The sequence below is a fragment of the Streptomyces sp. CA-210063 genome (assembly GCF_024612015.1).
Classification (GTDB): Bacteria; Actinomycetota; Actinomycetes; order Streptomycetales; family Streptomycetaceae; genus Streptomyces.
Map to the genome: position 1 here is coordinate 6,869,227 of NZ_CP102512.1, position 17,337 is coordinate 6,886,563.

The window sequence follows — 17,337 nt, forward strand, 5'->3', positions numbered from 1 at the left end:
TCGCGCGGGAGGGGGCACCCTGTCTGGCGGTGGGAGTGTAGACGGCTCAGGAAGTGACCACGTAGAACGGGTCACCATGCATGACGTGCATCTTGCCGCGCCATGCGGTGATGCGTCCGCCCTGGGACTTGTTCTCCTGGACCTTGACCCAGGTGATCTCCCGCTGGTTCGCGGGAAGGTGAGTGCCGCCCTCCCTGGTGGAGGCGAACGGGTACTCGTCACACGAGGTGCGGCCGACGCGCTTCATGTCGGCCGGCGCGGAACGCGGGCACACCGCGGCCCGGTTCTTGCCCTCCTGAGTCTTGTCGGTCATCCAGTGCAGTGGCTTGCCCCCGTTGGGGTCGCCGTAGTGGCCGCCGCGAGCGCGCAGCTTGCGGATGCCTTCGTCGATACGGGCCAGGCCCACCATGCTCACCGCGGTGGGGGCTTCGGGGAAGGCGCATCCGGAGCGGTTCGTCCGGGTGCTCCCGTAGTAGTTGTCGCACCGGTACGTGGCGGAGGCGTAGGAGACGCCGCCCGGGCTGTAACCGGCCTTGGTGAAGGTGTACTTGTAGGTGGTTTTCGCCTTGGGCTTGATCTTCTTCGGGGCGATGGCGGCGCTCTTGTAGCTCACGGTGCCGTTGCCCGCGCTGTCAAGGGTGCGCCCCTGGGGGAACTTGACGGTGGCCTTGGTGCCGCCGCCCGAGGTGGCGCCGATGTTGACGCGGACGCCCTTGCCCTTGCCGGTGGTCTTCGCCTTGGAGACGGTGAACTTCTCGCTCCAGTTGGCGGAGTTCGCCTTGAGGGTCATCTGGTGCTTGGCGTTGAAGTCGGCGGTGCCCTCGATGACGGGGCGTCCGTTGACGACCCTGATGACGTCGACGTGGACGGTGACCCACTCGCACGAGCTGTAGCGGTTCACCGTGATGCGGTTGATCGTGCAGGTCGCGTTGGCCATCGGACTGGCGACGGCACCCGCCTTGCCCTCGGCCGAGCCGATGGTGACCCGCAGTTGTCCGGCGCTCGCCTGTCCGGCGCCGGTCTGGGCGGCTGTCGCTGACGGGGCCGCTGCCGTTATCAGCAGACCTATCCCCACGGCCCCGGTGATGAGCGGCTTGGTCAGTTTCAAGTTGTACCCCCGTGTGTCGGTCACGGCCGACGAAGGCACACCGTCAACTCATGTACGCCCCCGTCGCGTTGGCGCCATGGAAGCACAGGAAACGCAAAGAAGAGGCGGTGATTTGATCGGTTTCGATTCGGTTTCGGTCATGATCGAGTGGCTGTCGTGCGGTGACGGCCGATATCGGCCGGTCAGAGAACGGGTGGGGGTCGGTCCGGCTGGTGGGTCCGGGGCGGATTCGGCCGGAACCGGACTTGTCCTTACGGACACCTCCCTTTGGGGCGGGTCCCGGGATGAAAACCTACGTACGTACAACTTTCGACCATCCTTGCGAGTCGAGTGGGGTGAACGCGCCACGAGCGCGTTCGTCGTCGCTCAATTCGTCGTCGCTCAAGGGGATGGGAAGGTTTGATGACTCAGCGGATATTCCGGAGATCCCGGACGTCCAGACGGACCCGGGTGCTCGCCGCGGGCATCGGGGCCGGGATGCTCCTGCCGTTGGCGGTCGGCTTCGCGCCGGGCGCGGCGGCCGCGCCGCCGCAGGTCAGTTGTACGTCGGGGCAGGCCGGGCTGGCCGAGAAGTTGCGGAAGGACATCACGGCGGCGCTGGCGAAGCGGAAGGGGACGGTGGCGGTCGGGCTGTACGACCGCACCACCAAGACCACCTGCACCCTGCGCGGCGGCACCGCCTTCGACTCGGCCAGCGTCGTGAAGGTGACCGTGCTCGCGGCGCTGCTGTGGGACGCGAAGAAGCAGGGGCGGTATCTCACCGACCGTGAGACCAAGCTCGCCACCGCCATGATCACCAAGTCGGACAACGCCTCCACCAGCACCCTGTGGAAGCAGCTCGGGCTGACCAAGATCAAGGCGTTTCTCGCCGCCGCCAAGATGACCCAGACCAAGCCGGGCGCGAACAACTACTGGGGTCTCACCCAGATCACCGTCCGGGACGAGCAGCGGCTGCTCGCGCTGCTCACCGCGAAGAACAGTGTGCTGAGCGACAACGCCCGCGCGTACGTCCTCAAGCTGATGAACAAGGTCGTCTCCTCGCAGCGCTGGGGGACCCCGGCCGGGGCGCCGTCGACCGTGAAGGTGCACGTCAAGAACGGCTGGCTGTCCCGCGCCACGCACGGCTGGCGGGTGCACAGCGTCGGCACGTTCAAGGGCGGCGGACGGGACTACACGATCACCGTCCTCACCCACGGCAACCCCGACATGAAGTACGGCGTGAACACCATCCAGGGCGTCGCCAAGGTCATCCACAAGGATCTCGTGCCGGTCAGCACGTCGGCGAGTACGCAGCGGTACGTGCCCACCGATCAGCCCCAGGAAGCGACCGTGCCCGTGCCGGCCGGCACGACCGGCGGCTGATCCCCGGACGTTCACGGAGAGGCAATCTCCGTATCACCGGCGTCGTCCTACCGTGACGCCATGCGTCTCAGAACCCTTCTCGCGACCGTCACCGCCGGTCTGGCCGCGGCCACCACCACACTCGCCGCCGCCGGGCCGGTGCACGCCGACTCGCCGCGGAACAACGCCTGTTCGCCGTCCGTCTCCATCGACGCCTACTCCGACGCCCTCGACAAGACGACGTACGAGGGCACCTTCGTCGGCAACTTCTCCGCTCTCGCCGTGGACCGGGACGGGTCCCTGCTCGCCGTCTCCGACCGGTCCTCCCTCTTCTCCCTCGACCGCCGCACGCTCCAGCCGAAGGGCGTCGTACCGCTCGCCACCGAGAGCGGCGCGGCGCTCGACTCGGAGGGGCTGGTCGTGGACCGGGACGGCACCCGCCTCGTCACCTCCGAGACCGAGCCGACCGTACGGCGGTACGACCGGGAGGGCCGGATCCTGGGCAGCCTCCCCGTGCCCGACGCGCTGAAGGTCGCCCCCGCCGGGCGCGCCGCCACCAACCAGACCTTCGAGGGGCTCACCCTCCTGCCCGGCGGGCGCACCCTGCTCGCCTCGATGGAGGGCGCGCTCTCCGGCGACACGGCCGGGATCGTCCGCCTCCAGACCTGGCAACGGCACGGCGGCGGACGGGACTTCCGGCTCTCCGCCCAGTACGGCTACCGCGCCGACACCGGCCTCGGCGTCGTCGAGGTGGCGGCCCTCCCGGGCGGGCGGCTGCTCGTGCTGGAGCGGGGCTTCACCGCCGGCGTCGGCAACACGGTCCGCCTCTACGTCGCCGACACCCGCCGCGCCACGGACACCAGCGGCGTCGACGTCCTCACCGGCCAGGACGGCAGCGGCGTACGGCTCGTCCGCAAGACGCTCCTCGCCGACCTCGTGAACTGCCCGACCCTCGGCGCCACCGCCAAGCAGCCGCAGCCGAACCCGCTGCTCGACAACATCGAGGGGATGACGATCACCGGGCAGCGGCACGGGCGGCTGAACGTGCTCCTGGTCAGCGACGACAACCAGAACGCCGTACAGACGACGCGGTTCTACTCGCTCCGGGTCCGCGTGGCGTGAGCCCGGGCCGGTGGCGGCCGGCCCCGGCGGCGTTCAGCTCCGCCGTTCGCAGTCGCAGTCGGCCGCCGTGCCGTCCTCCAACAGGCCGCTCTTGGCGGTGAGGTAGGCGAGTTGGGCGCGGCTGTTGCTGCCGAGCATGTCGCCGACCTTCTTCAGGTGGCTGGCGACGGTACGGGTGCTGATACCGAGCCGCCCGGCGATGGCGGCGTCGGTGTAGCCGTCGACCATCAGGCGCAGGACGTGCAGCCGGGTCTCGTCGGTGAGGAGCGGGGGGCGTTGCTGGTCGTGCTCGTAGACGACCGGCTTCGCCCGCTCCCAGGCGTACTCGAAGGCGGAGACCAGGAAGTGCACGACGCCGGGGTCGGTGACCTTGAGGGCGTGGGTGCCGTGGTCCTTGCCCATGTCGGGGATGAAGGCCAGGGCACGGTCGCAGATGATCATCCGGTCGAAGACCTCGTCGACGGTACGCACCTCGACGCCCAGGTCGGTGACCTGCTTGATGTAGTCGAGGGTCGGGCCGTGGGCGCGGACCGTGTGCTGGTAGAGCGTGCGCTGCTTGACGCCCTTGCGGTGCGCCTCCAGCGTGCGCGGCAGGGCTTTGACCAGGACCTCTTCGGGTCTTCGGCCGCCCGGGTGCGCGGTCAGCAGCTCCTTCTTCGTGCCCTGGATCGCCTCGTCGAGGGCGGCCGTGATCGCCGGCGCCGGGGTGAGCCGCTGCGAGGACTCGCTTCCCTCACGGCGGGCGGTGCGGTAGACGCTCTCCGCCTGGGACATCGACGCCCGTACGGCGACCAGGGCCTGCTGCTGTTCCAGGATCTGCTGCTCCAGCGGGTGCGCCAGCGCCGCGGTCGCCACCGAGGGCGGTACCGGCACCATGGCCTCCGGGTCGTCCACCGCGGGGGCCACGAGCCCGAACGCGCTCACACATCCCGGCGCGTCCGCGCGGGGAGCCCTCCCCGCCAGCAGAGCGGTGCGATAGAACGCGATGCCCGCGCCGCACAGCTCCGCGGCGGTATCGCCGCCCCCGCGTATGGCCGCCTCACCGCACATGCCATCCCCCTTCAGATTCCTGCATTGCACGATCATGACCCCTCCATTCGCTTCCGGCAACCGGCGGCCCACGGCATGCTCTTCGTGTGGACACCGGCGAAGAGCCGGAAGTCGGAGAATTCTTCTGGGGGTAAGAGAAATGAAGTACATGCGCAGAATGGCCGGGGCGCTCGCGTTTGTCGCCGCCGCGGTGCTGACCCTTTCTGTCGCCGCCGAGACGGCTGACCGCACCACGGTCGCCAACGCCCAGGCGTCCATCGCCGCGGGCGACCCCGGCTGGCCCTGAGCCCGGGGCTCGGCCGATCTACCCGCGTAAAGCCCAGGCAAAAACGCGCGTAAAGCCGACGTAGTGCTCATGTGCCGCTCACGTGGCACACATGTGCGACGGCGGCTCGACGACGGCTCGGTGCGGCCCGGACGGCCTATCTGACGGGGCGTCAAGGTGCGGCGGGGGTGCGGGGCTTCACGACTGACCGCTCGCGGGACCGTCCTGCCGGATCGGTGTCCATTCGGTGTCCAGTCGATGTTCATGCGCTGTCCGGTGAAATCCGCCTGCCGGTTTATCGGTTCCCGTGAGTTGTTCCGGCATGTCGGTTTCATATTGAACCAACGAAGGAGTCCGAGGAAATGACCACCGCCATTGCCGCACCGAAGTGCTTGGTGTGCGACACCGAATTCGAGGTCCAGGGGGACTGGGAAAAGGGGGAGATCACCGAGTGCACGGCCTGCGGCCAGGAGCACGAGGTTGTCGAGAAATCCGCCGCCGGGGTACGTCTTGATCTCGCCCCCGAGGTGGAAGAGGACTGGGGCGAGTGACGACCGCTGATCAGGTCCTGCTCTCGGTGACGATGCTGCGGCCCGAGGAGAAACTGCTCCTCGGGGCGCTGCGGGCCGAGGGGCTGACGGCTCGGCCGTTGCTCATGGAGGATCTCGCGGAGGTGGTGGCCGGCCGCACCGGTGGCCCGCCGCCCGGCCTCGCCGTGATCCGCAACCTGTCCCATCGGGACGCCATCAGCGTCTCCCGGCGGCTGGAGTACGCCGGGGTGACCACCCTCAACCGGTCGTCCGTCATCGAGGCGTGCAACGACAAGGGGCTCCAGTCGCTGCTGTTCGCCCGCCACGGCATTCCGCATCCGGTCACCCGGCATGCCTTCAGCTACGACCAGGTGCGTGCGGCCGTGGGGGAGTTGGGGATGCCGGCCGTCGTCAAACCCGTGAGCGGGTCCTGGGGGCGGGGGGTCACCAAGATGGCCAACGCGGAGTGTGTCGAGGCGTGGGCCGGGGGGCGGGAGTCCGCGGACGCGACCGGGAAGCTGTTTCCCGTGGTCGTGCAGGCGTATGTCGACAAGCCCGGGCATGACCTGCGGGTCGTGGTGGTCGGGCGGACGCCTGTCGTCGCGATTCAGCGGGCGTCGGAGGACTGGCGGACCAATACGCATCTGGGGGCGAGTGTTGAGCGCGTCGAGGTGAGTGCCGAGATCGACAAGCTGTGCCAGCAGGTGGTGGATGTGCTGGGGCCCGGGTTCTACGGCGTGGATCTGGTGGAGGACCGGGCCACCGGGGAGCTGCTCGTCCTTGAGGTGAACGCCAATCCGGAGTTCGCCAAGTCGTCGGAGCGGCATGGGGTGGATGTGGCGGGGCTGTATGCGGCGTATGTCGCGGAGCAGCTGTCGGTGAACGCCGCCGCCTAGCCACGGGGCCTTTCTCCGCCCCCGCCGCCCCTACCCGTCCCATCCCCCAGGGGCTGCGCCCCTTCGACCCCCAGCCGCGGGTGCGTCGTGGTTGCTCGCGCAGTTCCCCGCGCCCCTGAAAGCGGCGCGGGGAACTGCGCGACAAGCCCCCACCCACCCGCACCCGTCCACACACCCGCTGGACCGAGCTCTTCGGAAAGAGGACCGACATCACATGGAACTGTTCGACACGGCCACCGTGCTCACCCGCGTCCTGACCTCGGGCGTGGTGATGAGCATCGAGAAGAGTGACCGGGAGCTGCCCGGTCTGGAACGACTACTGACGAAGAAGACGGGGCGGAGCAAAGCCGTCCTGCTCAACAGCCGTACCGGGGCGATCCACGCCGCGCTGGCCGGTCAGGGGATCGGGCACGGAGACAGCGTCGCGCTCGCGGAGCCCGACGCGGAGACCTCCGCGTTCCTCGCCTGGCTCGGCGTCAACGTGACGTCGTACGACGGGCCCGCCGCGTACGACCACATCGCGCTGGACCCGGCGAACGCCGACCGGCTCGGCGAACTGGCCGCGGGGGCCACCGCGCCGGCGCTGGTCGTGGACCTGACCGGCCTCGGCTTCGGTCCAGCCGCCGCCGTGCTCACCGACGACCCGCGCCTGTGGGCCCGCGCCGAGCGGCTGAAGATCTTCGGCGCCTACGACCTGCGGACGATGTGGACGCAGGAGGAGGCGGACGCCGAACTCGTGCCCGGAGTGCAGTTCAACTACCGGCTCAGCCCGCTCGTGGCCGCCTGTGTGCGGATGGCCCTGACCCAGGCGGCGCGACCCGCCGCGACCTCCGGAGCGACCCAGTCATGATCACCGACTTCCCGAACTCGCCGCTGCCGCTGCCGAATCCGGCGGACCTCGACGACGAACTCGCCGCCCTCGGCGGTGGCGAGATCATCCCCAAGGCCATGCGCCGCACGCTCTTCCCGGTCATCACCAAGGAAGACGTGTTCAACCTGATGCTCGCCCAGCGGCAGGCGCCCGAGAAGGTCGTCGCCGACTTCGCCGAGGCCTACCGGGCGTATGTGGGCGCCGGGTACGCGCTGCCCACGGCCAGCGGTACGTCCAGTCTGCACATGGCGCTCGTGGGCGCGGGCGTACAGCCCGGTGACGAGGTCATCGTGCCGGCGTTCACCTTCATCGCCACCGCGCAGGCCGTCGTCGCGGCGCACGCCGTCCCGGTGTTCGTCGACATCGACCCGGTGACGTACTGCATGGACCCGGCCGCCGCCGCTGCCGCGATCACCGACCGGACCCGTGCGCTCATGCCGGTGCACGTCCACGGGCTGCCCGCCGACGTTCCCGCCCTGCGCGCCCTCGCCGACCGGCACGGCATCGCCCTCGTCGAGGACGCCTCGCACGCCCACTCCGCGAAGATCGGCGACCGGGTCGCGGGATCCCTCGGGGACGCGGCCGGGCAGAGCCTCATGGCCGACAAGAACTTCCCGCTGGGTGGGGAGGGCGGCATCGCCTTCTTCGCCCAGGAGGAGTCGTACGAGCGGGCCGTCACCTACCTCGCCCGGCACGGCATCGACTACGGCATGTCCTGGGTCGCCGCCGCCTTCGGCAGCAGCCAGCTCAAGCGGCTGCCGTACTACGACGAGATCCGGGCCCGCAACGCCACGCTGCTCGGGGAGGCGCTCGACGAGACCGGCCTGTTCACTCCGCCGCACGTGCCGGACGGGCACGTCCACGCCTACAACATGTACCGGATCACTCTGCACCCCGAGGCCGTCGGCCTTGAGGACCTTCCCGTGTACGCCGTCAAGGAGGCCGTGCACGAGCTGCTGGTCGCCGAGGGCGTGCCCGCCCGTGAGTGGCAGAACACGCCCATCCCGTGCCATCTGCCCTTCCGGAACCGTGACGGGTTCGGCAACGGCTATCCGTTCAGCCTCAACCCGGGGGCCGTGCGCGACCACCGGCCGGAGGACTTCCCCGTCACCCTCGGCATGCTCGACTCCACCCTCGTCCTCTGCCGCGAGCTGCGCTCCCCGGTCGAGTACGAGCGGATCCTGCGCTACGCCGACGCCTTCCGCAAGGTCGCCCGCCGCCCGGACGCCATCCGCAAGCTCGTCGAGGACCGCGACTACGTCCGGCCGTACGAGAAGGCGGCCCGCCTTGGCTGACATCGACCTCACCACACACGCGCACGACAAGATCCGCGTCGCCGTCGTCGGTGCCAGCGGATACACCGGGGGCGAGGTCATCCGGCTGCTCCTGGAGCACCCGCACGTCGAACTCGCCTTCCTGTCCGCCGAGCGGGCGGCCGGTGCCGCCATCGGCACGGTGCACCCGTGGCTGCGCAACCATCCGAAGGCGGGCGGGCTGAAGTTCCGGCCGCTGGCCGAGCTGGCGGACGTCGACCCCGTCGATGTGGCCTTCGGCTGTCTGCCCACCGGGGCGCTGCCCGAGCGGCTGCCCCTGATCGCGGCGCACGCCAAGCGGGTGCTGAACCTCGGCGGCGACTTCCGGCTGCGGGCCGAGGACGACGTGCGGGCGCACTACCCGAAGACCGCCGAGCACCCGCCGCTGGAGGACTTCGCCTACTACGTACCGGAGTTGAGCTCCGAGGTACCGGACGGGCGGTTCGTGAACCTGCCCGGCTGCATGGCCGTCACGACGATCTACGCCCTGTACCCGCTGTTCGCCGGAGCACTCGGGGCCGAGCCCCTCGCGACCGACAAGGTCGTCGTCGACGCCAAGACCGGCTCCACCGGCGGCGGCCGGGGCAGCAACGAGCCTCCCGCCGAGCGCAGCGGGAACTTCCGGGTGCACAAGCTGTACGGGCACCGGCACGCGCCGGAGGTCCGCCAGGCCATCGCCGACTTCACCGGCGCGGCCGTGGACCTGCGGTTCTCCACCCACAGCCTGGACGTGGCCCGGGGCATCCTGGTCACCGCGTACGCCGAACTCCGGGACGGCGTCACCTCGTTGGACGTCAAGCGGGCCTACGCCAAGGCGTATGTCGGCAAGCCGTTCGTACGGGTCCGCCCGGCGCCCAAGGCGCCGCAGGACTTCCCGATGCTCAAGGCGGTCGTCGGCTCGAACGTCGCCGAGGTCGCCATCGCCGTCCAGGGCGGCCAGGTCGTCGCCGTCGCCGCCCTCGACAACCTCATCAAGGGCGCCGCCGGCCAGGCCGTCCAGGCGATGAACCTCATCAACGGCTTCGACGAGACGGCCGGCCTGCCGACGACGGCGGTGTCACCATGACGACGCAGATGGAAAGGCCGACGGGGGCGGGGATCGAGCCTCCGGCTCACATCAACGCCCCGGCGCCGGCCCCGGTCCCGGCGACGGCCCCGGTCCCGGCTCCGACCTCGGTTCCCGCTCCGGCTTCGGTTCCGGCCTCGCAAGCCGTCCCCACCCCTGCCCCCACCCCCCAGCCGACCCGCCGCACCCTCACGCCCACCCGCCCCCTCTACGTCATCAAGGCCGGCAGCGCCACCCTCGACCGCGGCGCCATCCACAAGGAGCTCGCGGACCTGGTGGCCCGGGGCGCCCGTGTGCTGCTCGTCGCGGGCGGGGCCACCGGGATCGAGCGGCACTACGAGACCATCGGCCGGCCGATGCCCCAACTCCGGCTGACCAGCGGTGACTCGGTGCGGTACTGCCCGCCGGAGGAGATGGCGCACCTGGTCGACGCCTACGAGCGGGTCACGCTGCCCGCCGTGGAGCGGGACCTGCGGGCGCTCGGCCTGAGCGTGTTCACCTCCGTCGCCGCGCGCGGCGGGCTGGTGACCGGAAAGGCGAACCGCCCGCTGAAGGCGGTGTCCGCCGAGGGCCGGACCGTGGTCGTCCGTGACCACCGGGCCGGGGTGCCGACGGAGGTCGACACCGACGGGCTCACCGCGCTGCTGGAGGCGTACGACGTCGTGTGTCTGTCGCCGCCGGTCGCCGATCCGGCCGGTGGTGCCCCGCTGAACGTGGACGCCGATGTGCTCGCCGCCGTACTGACCGGCGCGCTCGGCGCCGACCATCTGCGGCTGGTCACCGGTACCGCCGGGCTGCTGACCGACCCGTCCGACCCGGACTCGACGCTGTACGACGCCTATCCGGGCGAGGGCGCGAAGTACGCGGGCGGCAGGATGCGGCAGAAGGTGCGGGCCGCCGAGATCGCCATGAAGAACAGCGGCGCGGATGTCGCCATCACCGGCCCGCACACGATGAGCGAGCCGTCCTGCTGGACCCGGTTCTGGCGTACGAAGGAGCCGGCGGCCGATCTCGGGCTGCTCACCCGGGTGGCGTGCGTGCCGTCGGTCTCGCGCGACGAGGCCGAACTCGCCGTCTACCTGGCCGAGTGGTGCCGGGAGCGCGGCATGGACGCCCATGTCGACGAGGCGGGCAATCTGGTCGCCACCCGCGGCGACGGGCCCCGGCGGCTGCTGCTGCTCGGCCACCTCGACACGGTCCCGCACCACTGGCCGGCCGAGTGGCGTGACAACGAGCTGTGGGCGCGGGGCAGTGTCGACGCCAAGGGCAGCCTGGCGAACTTCCTGGAGGTGCTCGCCCACGCGGACATCCCCGAGGACGCCCAGCTGCGGGTGGTCGGCGCGGTGGAGGAGGAGATCTCCTCCTCCAAGGGTGCCTTCCACGCCCGCGACCGCTACCCCGCCGACGCCGTCGTCATCGGCGAGCCCAGCGGCTCGGGGACCCTGACCCTCGGCTACTTCGGGCTGTTCAAGCTCCGGGTGACGGCGTCCGTGGCGAGCGGCCACTCCGCCGGGATGGACGCCGTGTCCGCGCCGGACCACCTGATCGACGTGCTGGGCCGCATCCGGGCCTCGGTGCTGGCCGAGGCGCCGGACGCGCTCAGCGCGGTCATCGACGTCCAGGTGGAGAACGGGCGGGAGCGCGGCACCGCCACCGGGATCCTCAACTTCCGGGTGCCGCCCAAGGTCGAGGTGGCGGTGCTCGAGGCCGCCGCGCTGGGCCATGCCGGCGACGACGTGCGCGTCGAGGTGCTGCGGGCCACCCCCGGGCACGCCGGCGGCCGGTCCAGCGCCCTGGTCAAGGTCTTCACCCGGGCCTTCGCGCAGGCCGGGATCAGGCCCCGCTTCGTGGTGAAGAAGGGCACGTCCGACATGAACACGCTGGCCACCACCTGGCACGACGTGCCGATGGTGGCGTACGGGCCCGGCGACTCATCCCTGGACCACACCGACGAGGAGCGCATCGACCCCATGGAGTACCGCACCGCCCGCTCCCTGCTCGCCGACGCCGTCCACCGGTGGTTCGCCCTGTCCGAGGGGAGCCGGCGATGACCACGGCCGTACGCGAAGAGACCCGGGTCGGGGACGACGTGACCGACCTGGCTGCCCTGACCGACCCTGTCGACCTGGTGGCCACCCTCACCGAACGTGCCGTGCGGGCCCGCCGGTTGGTGGTCGACATGGCGGCGAGCCCGCGCGGCTGCCACCTCGGCGGCAGCCTCTCCGTCCTCGACATCCTGATCGCCGCGCTGCACCGCGCCGCCGGCGACGACGGCACCGAGGTCGTCCTCAGCAAGGGCCACGCGGCGGCCGGGCTCTACGCGGCCCTGCACGTCAGCGGCATCCTGCCGGAGAACCCGGCCCCGCTGTACGGCCTCGCCGGCCACCCCTACACCGGCCACCCCGGCCCCAAGGTGCCCGGCGTCCGCTTCCCCACCGGCAGCCTCGGCCACGGCGTCCCGTACGCCGCCGGCTGGGCGCTGTCGCAGCGGATCGGCGGGGGGAACGGGCTCGGTATCGCGGTCGCCGGGGACGGCGAGCTGCAGGAGGGCCTGGTCTGGGAGACCTGCCAGGTCGCCGCCGCGCAGGAACTGGCCAACTTCGTGCTCGTCGTCGACCGCAACGGCGGCCAGAACGACGGGATGGTGGCGGACATCTCGCCGCTGCCCCAACTCCCGCAGCGGTTCGCCGCGTTCGGCTTCGACGTCGTCGAGGTCGACGGCCACGACCTGCGCGCCCTCACCGCCCTGCTGGCCGAGGACCGCTCGACCGCCCGCCGCCCCCTCGCCGTCGTCGCCGACACCGTCAAGGGCAAGGGCGTACGAGCCGTCGAGGGCAAACCCGGCTGCCACTACGTGACCATCGACGAGGCGCGCGCCGCCAAGTGGAAGCGAGCGATCCGATGAGCCTTCCGGCAACCGCGCTCCTCACCGACGAGCGACCGGTGACCCTGTCCGGTCGCGACGCCTACCGGGACGAGCTGACCCGGCTCGCCGCCTCCGACGACACGATCGTCTGCCTGGAGGCGGACCTGGGCGGCAAGGGACACCCCTTCCAGGCCGCCCACCCGGAGCGTTTCTTCAACCTCGGGATCGCCGAGGGAGCCATGGTCGACATGGCGGCGGGCCTGGCCGCCGGCGGGCACAAGCCGTTCGTCAGCACCTTCGCCCCGTTCGCCGCCCTGCGTGCCGCCGAGAGCCTGAAGCTGACCCTCGGTTATCTGGCCGCCGGGGTCACGGTCGTCGCGCCGTACGCCGGGGTCTCCGGCGCCTGGTTCGGGACCACCCACCACTGCCTGGAGGACCTGGCGATCCTGCGCAGCGTGCCGGGCGTGACCATCGCGGCCCCGTACGGCGACGCCGAGATGCGCGCGGTCGTGCGGGAGGCGGTCCGCTCCGGACGCCCGCACTACATCCGTACGGGACGCAACGCGACATACGAGTCCCTCCCGGGCGTCGGTGCCGAACTGCCCCTCGTGAACTGGGAGTTCACGGCCGCCGACCCCGACGCCGTCTGCCTCGTCTCCGTCGGCGAGGAAGGCACCCGGCTCGCCCTCGCCGCCCGGCGGGCCGCACCCGGCACCGCCCACGCGCACCTGGTCTACCTGGACCACGAGCACCTGACCGAAGCCGCGGCCGAACTCGCCCGCCACCACTCCCGGTTCGTGGTGGTCGAGGAGCACCGCGGGCAGGGCGGGGTCGCCGAAGCGCTGGCCCTGCTGCTGCCGGCCTGCCAGGTCACGTCGGTCAGCGCGAACCGGAGCTGGCCCTCGCAGGGCGGCGACCACGAGGAGGTCATGGCCGCACTGGGCCTGGACCTGCCCGCCGTACTGGACGCACTGGACCGTGCCGCCACCGCCGCCGGTCACCCCACCACGCGCTGATCGCACCCACAAGCCAACCAAGGAGCCCGACATGCACATCCTCATGATCGAATGCAACCCGAACGGCATGGCCGGCATCGCCAACGCACTCGACCTCGGCCACGACGTCACCCTCGTCTCGGTCGACCCCGACTTCTACCTCGCCGTCTCCCCGCTCACCGAGGCCGCGTACGCGCACCCCAACTGCACCGTCATCAAGAGCGAGCAGGCCTTCTCCATCGAGGAGCTGACGGCCCTGGCCCGCGAGGTCCACGCCGAGCGCCCGGTGCACGGCGTGACCACGTACAGCGAGTACCACACCGTCCACACCGCGGCCGTCGCCGAGGCGCTGGGCCTGCCCGGGATGAGCGTCGACGGCGCCCGCAACGCCCGTCACAAGCACCTCACCCGCCTCACCCTGGACGGCAGGGGCATCCGGCAGCCGCGCTTCGCGCACGTCTCCGACCCGACGAAGGTCGAGGCGGCCGTCCGCGAGATCGGCTTCCCGTGCGTGGTGAAGCCGTCCGACGGCACCGCCAGCCTGCACGTCCTGCACCTGAAGGACGAGGACGACCTGACGGCGTACCTCGCCGAGCTGGCGGAGGTCGTCGACTACGGGCGCGGTGTCGTCCGCATCCCGGACATCCTGATCGAGGAGTTCGTCACCGGTGAGCTGATCTCGGTGGAGTCCTGCGTGCTCGGCAAGGGCGAGGTCGTCAACCTCGGGCTGACCGACCGTCCGCTGAGCGGCTTCCCGCACTTCATCGAGATGGGCGCCACGTACTTCACCGGCCACCCGCTCCAGGACGAGCTGTTCGAGATGACCACGAAGGTCCTGAACGAGCTGGGCGTCGACTTCGGCTTCATCCACACCGAGTTCCTGCTCGGCCCGGACGGCCCGGTGCTCTGCGAGGTCAACGGCCGGCTCATCGGCGGCATCGTGCCGAGCCTGATGCAGATCAGCTCCGGCGTCGACGCCTACCTGGAGGTCATCCGCCAGGCCCTCGGCGAGCGCCCCGAACTGCCCTTCCCCGGCGAGACGATCGCGGGCGGCCACTGGTTCGGCTCCCCGGTCGCCGGCACGGTCGAGTCCATCGGCTTCGACGGCCTGAAGGACCTGCCCGGCTTCCACAGCGCCCTCGCCTACAAGAAGCCCGGCGTCGAGGTGAGCAGGCTGTCGAAGAGCAACTTCGACTGGATCGGCCACATCATCTTCACCGGCGCCGACCGCGACGAGGTCAACAAGCGCAACGAGGAGGCCCTGGACGCCATCGACCTCCGCCTGAAGGTCGAGGTGGCCCGATGACCGAGGCCGTACGCGGCCAGGACGCACGCCGTCAGGCCGAACGCGGTGAGGAGGGACCGGTCACCCTGCACGGGGTGGCCGTCCCGGCCCTCGACCCCGAGGCGCTGTACGACGTCACGACGGAGAACGGCGTCTTCACCGCCTTCACGAAGACCGGCCCCCGGCAGGGCGGCGAGCACGAGCTCTGGCCCGGCTACACCGAGACCCACGCCCATGTCTCGCTCCCCGCGAACTGGGACGACACGGTCGAGGACCCCCGGATCGTGGCCCTCCAGTACCTCTACCACGGGGTCACCCACGTGGTGGACATGTTCGGTTTCCCGCTGGCCGCCGACGCCTGGGCGGCCGGCCGGGCGGCCTCCCCGTGGCCGTACCCCGAGATCACGCACTGCGGCTACGCGGTGACGGCGACGACCGACGCCGCCGGCCGCACCGGCCACGGCGTCGAGTTCCCGGCCCCGGTGTACATGCTGGCCGTGGAGTCCGACCTGGACCACGCCCTGCGCGCCAACGCCGAACGCGGCGGCACCTTCCTGAAGGTGATGTTCACCGACGGCACGGAACAGCCGGGCAGCCCGGTCAGGTTCTCCCGCCTCTCCGAGCGGGTGCTGCGCTTCACCGCCCGGATGGCGGCCGAGCGCGGCGTCACGGCGGTCATCGACTGCAACACCCTCCAGGAGACCCGCTGGGCGTACGAGTGCGGCTTCCGCCTCTTCGCCCACACCGTGCGCGACCGCACCCTCGACGAGGCCGACTGGAAGGAGTTCGAGGGCGCGCGCTTCGTCTCGACGCTCGCCGGGCTCCGGCCGATGATCATGACGGGGGAGGAGTTCCTCGCCGAGTACGGCCGCGAGGGCTTCGCCGAGACCCAGGACGTCCGCAACCTCGACTTCGTCAAGGGCATCGAGAAGCCCTACGGCATCGAGTACGGCGTCCAGGAGACCCGCACCGCCGCCCTCGCCGACATGCGCCGCAACGCCGTCGCGGCGCTGGCCCGCGGCGACCTCCTGGTCGGCACCGACTCGGGCAACACCGGCGCGTACCACGGCTATTCGCTGCTCAGCGAGCTGGACCTGCTGCGCGGCGACGACGCGTCACTGGAGGCGATGCTGCGCCACCAGGCCACGGTCGGCGGCCGCCGCTACTTCGACGAGCTGAGCGGCCGGGCGACCGGGGCGCACCCGCTGAGCGTCGGCGCCACCGCCACGTACAACGTGCTGCACGCGTCCACCCCCGACCGCCCGCTGTCGGCCCTGCCTGTCAGGACGGTCGTCCGGGGCACGGAGATCGACCGCCCGGCGCTCGCCCGGGCGATAGCGGCGCTGCGCGCCACCCATGCTGTGACTGATCCGAAGGGACTGGCCGCGTGACCATCGAACGCAGGCGGGCGCTGATCGGCGTGAACGCCGGCATCTTCCTCGCCCACATCGGGAACTTCATCTGGTTCCCCGTCCTCGTCGCCTCCCTCGGCGGCACCGACAGCGGCTTCTGGGCCGGTGTCGTGATGTGCATGACGTATGTCGGCCGTCTCGCCGCGACCTTCTTCTACGAGGGGGTCGCGGCCCGGATCGGCATCCGTGGCGCGGTGTTCGCGGGCACCGCCATGGAGGCGGTCGCGCTGGGCCTGATGGGCTTCGGCAGCGGCGTCGTCGTCTACTCCGCGCTCGCCTTCTTCATCGGCCTCGGCTCCGGCACCGCCTTCCCCGGCCTGAAGAACATCCTCGTCTCGTACCCCGACGACGAGCGCCCGAAGGCCTTCTCGACCTTCCAGATGTCCGCCCAGGTGGGCCTCTTCGGCGGCGCGCTGGTCGGCGGCCTGCTGGCGGACGTGAACCTGCGGACGCTGTTCTCCGTCGTCTTCGCCATCTTCATCGGCTTCTGCCTGGCGTCGTCGGCGTTCATCCCGAGGGACGGCTTCGGGGAGCCGCCCGCCAAGGAGCACAAGCCCCTGGTGAGCACGGCGGTCTTCAAGGGCATCGAGGTCCGCGGCGCCACCCGCTACTTCCTCCTCTCCGCCGTCTTCTGGTTCCTCTCCATCGGCTTCATGGTCGGCATCCCGCTGCACATGGAGGAGTACGCGTCGGGCTGGGCCCCCTCGTCCCCCTTCTGGATCACGGGCCTGGCCGTCCTGATCCTCCAGTACCCCCTGTTCAAGTTCCTGATCAAGCACCTGCGCCCCGGCGCGGTGATGGCGCTGGGCCTGGCCGGCATGACGGTCGCCTTCACGGCCTTCGGCGCGGGCCGCACGGCCCCCTGGGTGATCGTCGGCTGCCTGACGGTCGTCCTCGGCGAGATCCTCTTCGTCCCCTCCTTCGACATCTGGATCGCCCGCAAGGTCCCCGCCGACCGCCTGGCCAAGGCCATGGGTGCGATGCACTTCTTCCGCAGCGCCGGCAACATGGTCGGCTCCCTCCTGGCGGGCATCCTCTTCGACCTGGCCCTGTCGTGGGACGTGCCGGGTGCGAACTGGTACATCGCGGCGGTGATCGCCGCCGCGTGCGGGTTCATCTGCCTGTTCAGCAAGGACGACAGCGCCACGGAGGAGCCTGCGGACGAGTCCGCCCCGGAACCGGCCGAAGCCGCCGCGAGCTGAGAGGGAGGAACGAGA

The 17,337-nt window shown here is 70.9% G+C and carries 16 protein-coding genes; 14 read left to right on the forward strand and 2 right to left on the reverse strand.

The window, feature by feature from the left end:
• Positions 1 to 46 precede the first annotated feature (46 nt).
• The gene (locus JIX56_RS30060) at positions 47 to 1,108 is read right to left on the reverse strand and encodes a NucA/NucB deoxyribonuclease domain-containing protein (RefSeq protein ID WP_257545143.1); all 1,062 of its coding nucleotides are present in this window, start codon (positions 1,106 to 1,108) and stop codon (positions 47 to 49) included.
• A gap of 477 nt (positions 1,109 to 1,585) precedes the next feature.
• On the opposite strand from JIX56_RS30060, the gene JIX56_RS30065 reads away from it, so the two are divergent.
• Together JIX56_RS30065 and JIX56_RS30070 are read left to right on the forward strand one after the other, a co-directional pair.
• Positions 1,586 to 2,470, forward strand: coding sequence for a class A beta-lactamase-related serine hydrolase (locus tag JIX56_RS30065; RefSeq protein WP_257551211.1), 885 nt, complete (start codon positions 1,586 to 1,588; stop codon positions 2,468 to 2,470).
• A 60-nt stretch (positions 2,471 to 2,530) separates the two neighbouring features.
• Positions 2,531 to 3,571, forward strand: a complete 1,041-nt coding sequence (locus JIX56_RS30070; RefSeq protein ID WP_257545144.1) for an esterase-like activity of phytase family protein — start codon at positions 2,531 to 2,533, stop codon at positions 3,569 to 3,571.
• 33 nt (positions 3,572 to 3,604) lie between these two features.
• Here the strand turns inward: JIX56_RS30070 and JIX56_RS30075 are convergent, their stop codons facing one another.
• Positions 3,605 to 4,657: a LuxR C-terminal-related transcriptional regulator gene (locus JIX56_RS30075; RefSeq protein WP_257545145.1), complete on the reverse strand. Its 1,053-nt coding sequence runs from the start codon at positions 4,655 to 4,657 to the stop codon at positions 3,605 to 3,607.
• A 112-nt stretch (positions 4,658 to 4,769) separates the two neighbouring features.
• Between JIX56_RS30075 and JIX56_RS30080 the strand changes: the two genes are divergently transcribed.
• The 12 genes from JIX56_RS30080 to JIX56_RS30135 all read left to right on the forward strand — a co-directional run bounded on the left by JIX56_RS30080 (position 4,770) and on the right by JIX56_RS30135 (position 17,322).
• Positions 4,770 to 4,907 (forward strand): hypothetical protein, encoded by a 138-nt coding sequence (locus JIX56_RS30080; protein WP_257545146.1) that lies wholly within the window; start codon positions 4,770 to 4,772, stop codon positions 4,905 to 4,907.
• A 341-nt stretch (positions 4,908 to 5,248) separates the two neighbouring features.
• Positions 5,249 to 5,437: a lysine biosynthesis protein LysW gene (locus JIX56_RS30085; protein WP_257545147.1), complete on the forward strand. Its 189-nt coding sequence runs from the start codon at positions 5,249 to 5,251 to the stop codon at positions 5,435 to 5,437.
• Entirely contained in the window at positions 5,434 to 6,312 is an 879-nt protein-coding gene (locus JIX56_RS30090; RefSeq protein ID WP_257545148.1) for a RimK family alpha-L-glutamate ligase, read from the forward strand. Before JIX56_RS30085 ends, JIX56_RS30090 begins: the two co-directional genes overlap by 4 nt.
• A gap of 214 nt (positions 6,313 to 6,526) precedes the next feature.
• Positions 6,527 to 7,162, forward strand: coding sequence for a degT/DnrJ/EryC1/StrS aminotransferase (locus JIX56_RS30095; protein WP_257545150.1), 636 nt, complete (start codon positions 6,527 to 6,529; stop codon positions 7,160 to 7,162).
• A complete protein-coding gene (locus JIX56_RS30100; protein WP_257545151.1) occupies positions 7,159 to 8,478 on the forward strand; it encodes a DegT/DnrJ/EryC1/StrS family aminotransferase in 1,320 nt (439 codons plus the stop codon). Before JIX56_RS30095 ends, JIX56_RS30100 begins: the two co-directional genes overlap by 4 nt.
• A complete protein-coding gene (gene argC, locus JIX56_RS30105) occupies positions 8,471 to 9,562 on the forward strand; it encodes an N-acetyl-gamma-glutamyl-phosphate reductase (protein ID WP_257545152.1) in 1,092 nt (363 codons plus the stop codon). The genes JIX56_RS30100 and argC overlap by 8 nt, the downstream gene beginning before the upstream one ends.
• Positions 9,559 to 11,613: a M20/M25/M40 family metallo-hydrolase gene (locus JIX56_RS30110; protein ID WP_306819889.1), complete on the forward strand. Its 2,055-nt coding sequence runs from the start codon at positions 9,559 to 9,561 to the stop codon at positions 11,611 to 11,613. The genes argC and JIX56_RS30110 overlap by 4 nt, the downstream gene beginning before the upstream one ends.
• Positions 11,610 to 12,467 (forward strand): thiamine pyrophosphate-dependent enzyme, encoded by an 858-nt coding sequence (locus tag JIX56_RS30115; RefSeq protein WP_257545153.1) that lies wholly within the window; start codon positions 11,610 to 11,612, stop codon positions 12,465 to 12,467. The genes JIX56_RS30110 and JIX56_RS30115 overlap by 4 nt, the downstream gene beginning before the upstream one ends.
• On the forward strand, positions 12,464 to 13,444 hold the full coding sequence (locus tag JIX56_RS30120; protein WP_257545154.1) for a transketolase: 981 nt from the start codon (positions 12,464 to 12,466) through the stop codon (positions 13,442 to 13,444). The genes JIX56_RS30115 and JIX56_RS30120 overlap by 4 nt, the downstream gene beginning before the upstream one ends.
• 31 nt (positions 13,445 to 13,475) lie before the next feature.
• Positions 13,476 to 14,729 (forward strand): ATP-grasp domain-containing protein, encoded by a 1,254-nt coding sequence (locus JIX56_RS30125; RefSeq protein ID WP_257545155.1) that lies wholly within the window; start codon positions 13,476 to 13,478, stop codon positions 14,727 to 14,729.
• Positions 14,726 to 16,099, forward strand: coding sequence for a hydrolase (locus JIX56_RS30130; protein ID WP_257545156.1), 1,374 nt, complete (start codon positions 14,726 to 14,728; stop codon positions 16,097 to 16,099). The genes JIX56_RS30125 and JIX56_RS30130 overlap by 4 nt, the downstream gene beginning before the upstream one ends.
• Complete coding sequence (locus JIX56_RS30135) at positions 16,096 to 17,322, forward strand: MFS transporter (protein ID WP_257545157.1); 1,227 nt, start codon at positions 16,096 to 16,098, stop codon at positions 17,320 to 17,322. The genes JIX56_RS30130 and JIX56_RS30135 overlap by 4 nt, the downstream gene beginning before the upstream one ends.
• Positions 17,323 to 17,337 lie beyond the last annotated feature (15 nt).

What these genes read in the sequence shown, in the direction of transcription:
- JIX56_RS30130 (WP_257545156.1), top strand. Translation starts at nt 14,726, where the DNA reads ATGACCGAGGCCGTACGCGGCCAGGACGCACGCCGTCAGGCCGAACGC.
- JIX56_RS30075 (WP_257545145.1), bottom strand. Translation starts at nt 4,657, where the DNA reads ATGATCGTGCAATGCAGGAATCTGAAGGGGGATGGCATGTGCGGTGAG.
- JIX56_RS30085 (WP_257545147.1), top strand. Translation starts at nt 5,249, where the DNA reads ATGACCACCGCCATTGCCGCACCGAAGTGCTTGGTGTGCGACACCGAA.
- JIX56_RS30070 (WP_257545144.1), top strand. Translation starts at nt 2,531, where the DNA reads ATGCGTCTCAGAACCCTTCTCGCGACCGTCACCGCCGGTCTGGCCGCG.
- JIX56_RS30100 (WP_257545151.1), top strand. Translation starts at nt 7,159, where the DNA reads ATGATCACCGACTTCCCGAACTCGCCGCTGCCGCTGCCGAATCCGGCG.
- JIX56_RS30065 (WP_257551211.1), top strand. Translation starts at nt 1,586, where the DNA reads ATGCTCCTGCCGTTGGCGGTCGGCTTCGCGCCGGGCGCGGCGGCCGCG.
- JIX56_RS30120 (WP_257545154.1), top strand. Translation starts at nt 12,464, where the DNA reads ATGAGCCTTCCGGCAACCGCGCTCCTCACCGACGAGCGACCGGTGACC.
- JIX56_RS30115 (WP_257545153.1), top strand. Translation starts at nt 11,610, where the DNA reads ATGACCACGGCCGTACGCGAAGAGACCCGGGTCGGGGACGACGTGACC.
- JIX56_RS30095 (WP_257545150.1), top strand. Translation starts at nt 6,527, where the DNA reads ATGGAACTGTTCGACACGGCCACCGTGCTCACCCGCGTCCTGACCTCG.
- JIX56_RS30110 (WP_306819889.1), top strand. Translation starts at nt 9,559, where the DNA reads ATGACGACGCAGATGGAAAGGCCGACGGGGGCGGGGATCGAGCCTCCG.
- JIX56_RS30080 (WP_257545146.1), top strand. Translation starts at nt 4,770, where the DNA reads ATGCGCAGAATGGCCGGGGCGCTCGCGTTTGTCGCCGCCGCGGTGCTG.
- JIX56_RS30125 (WP_257545155.1), top strand. Translation starts at nt 13,476, where the DNA reads ATGCACATCCTCATGATCGAATGCAACCCGAACGGCATGGCCGGCATC.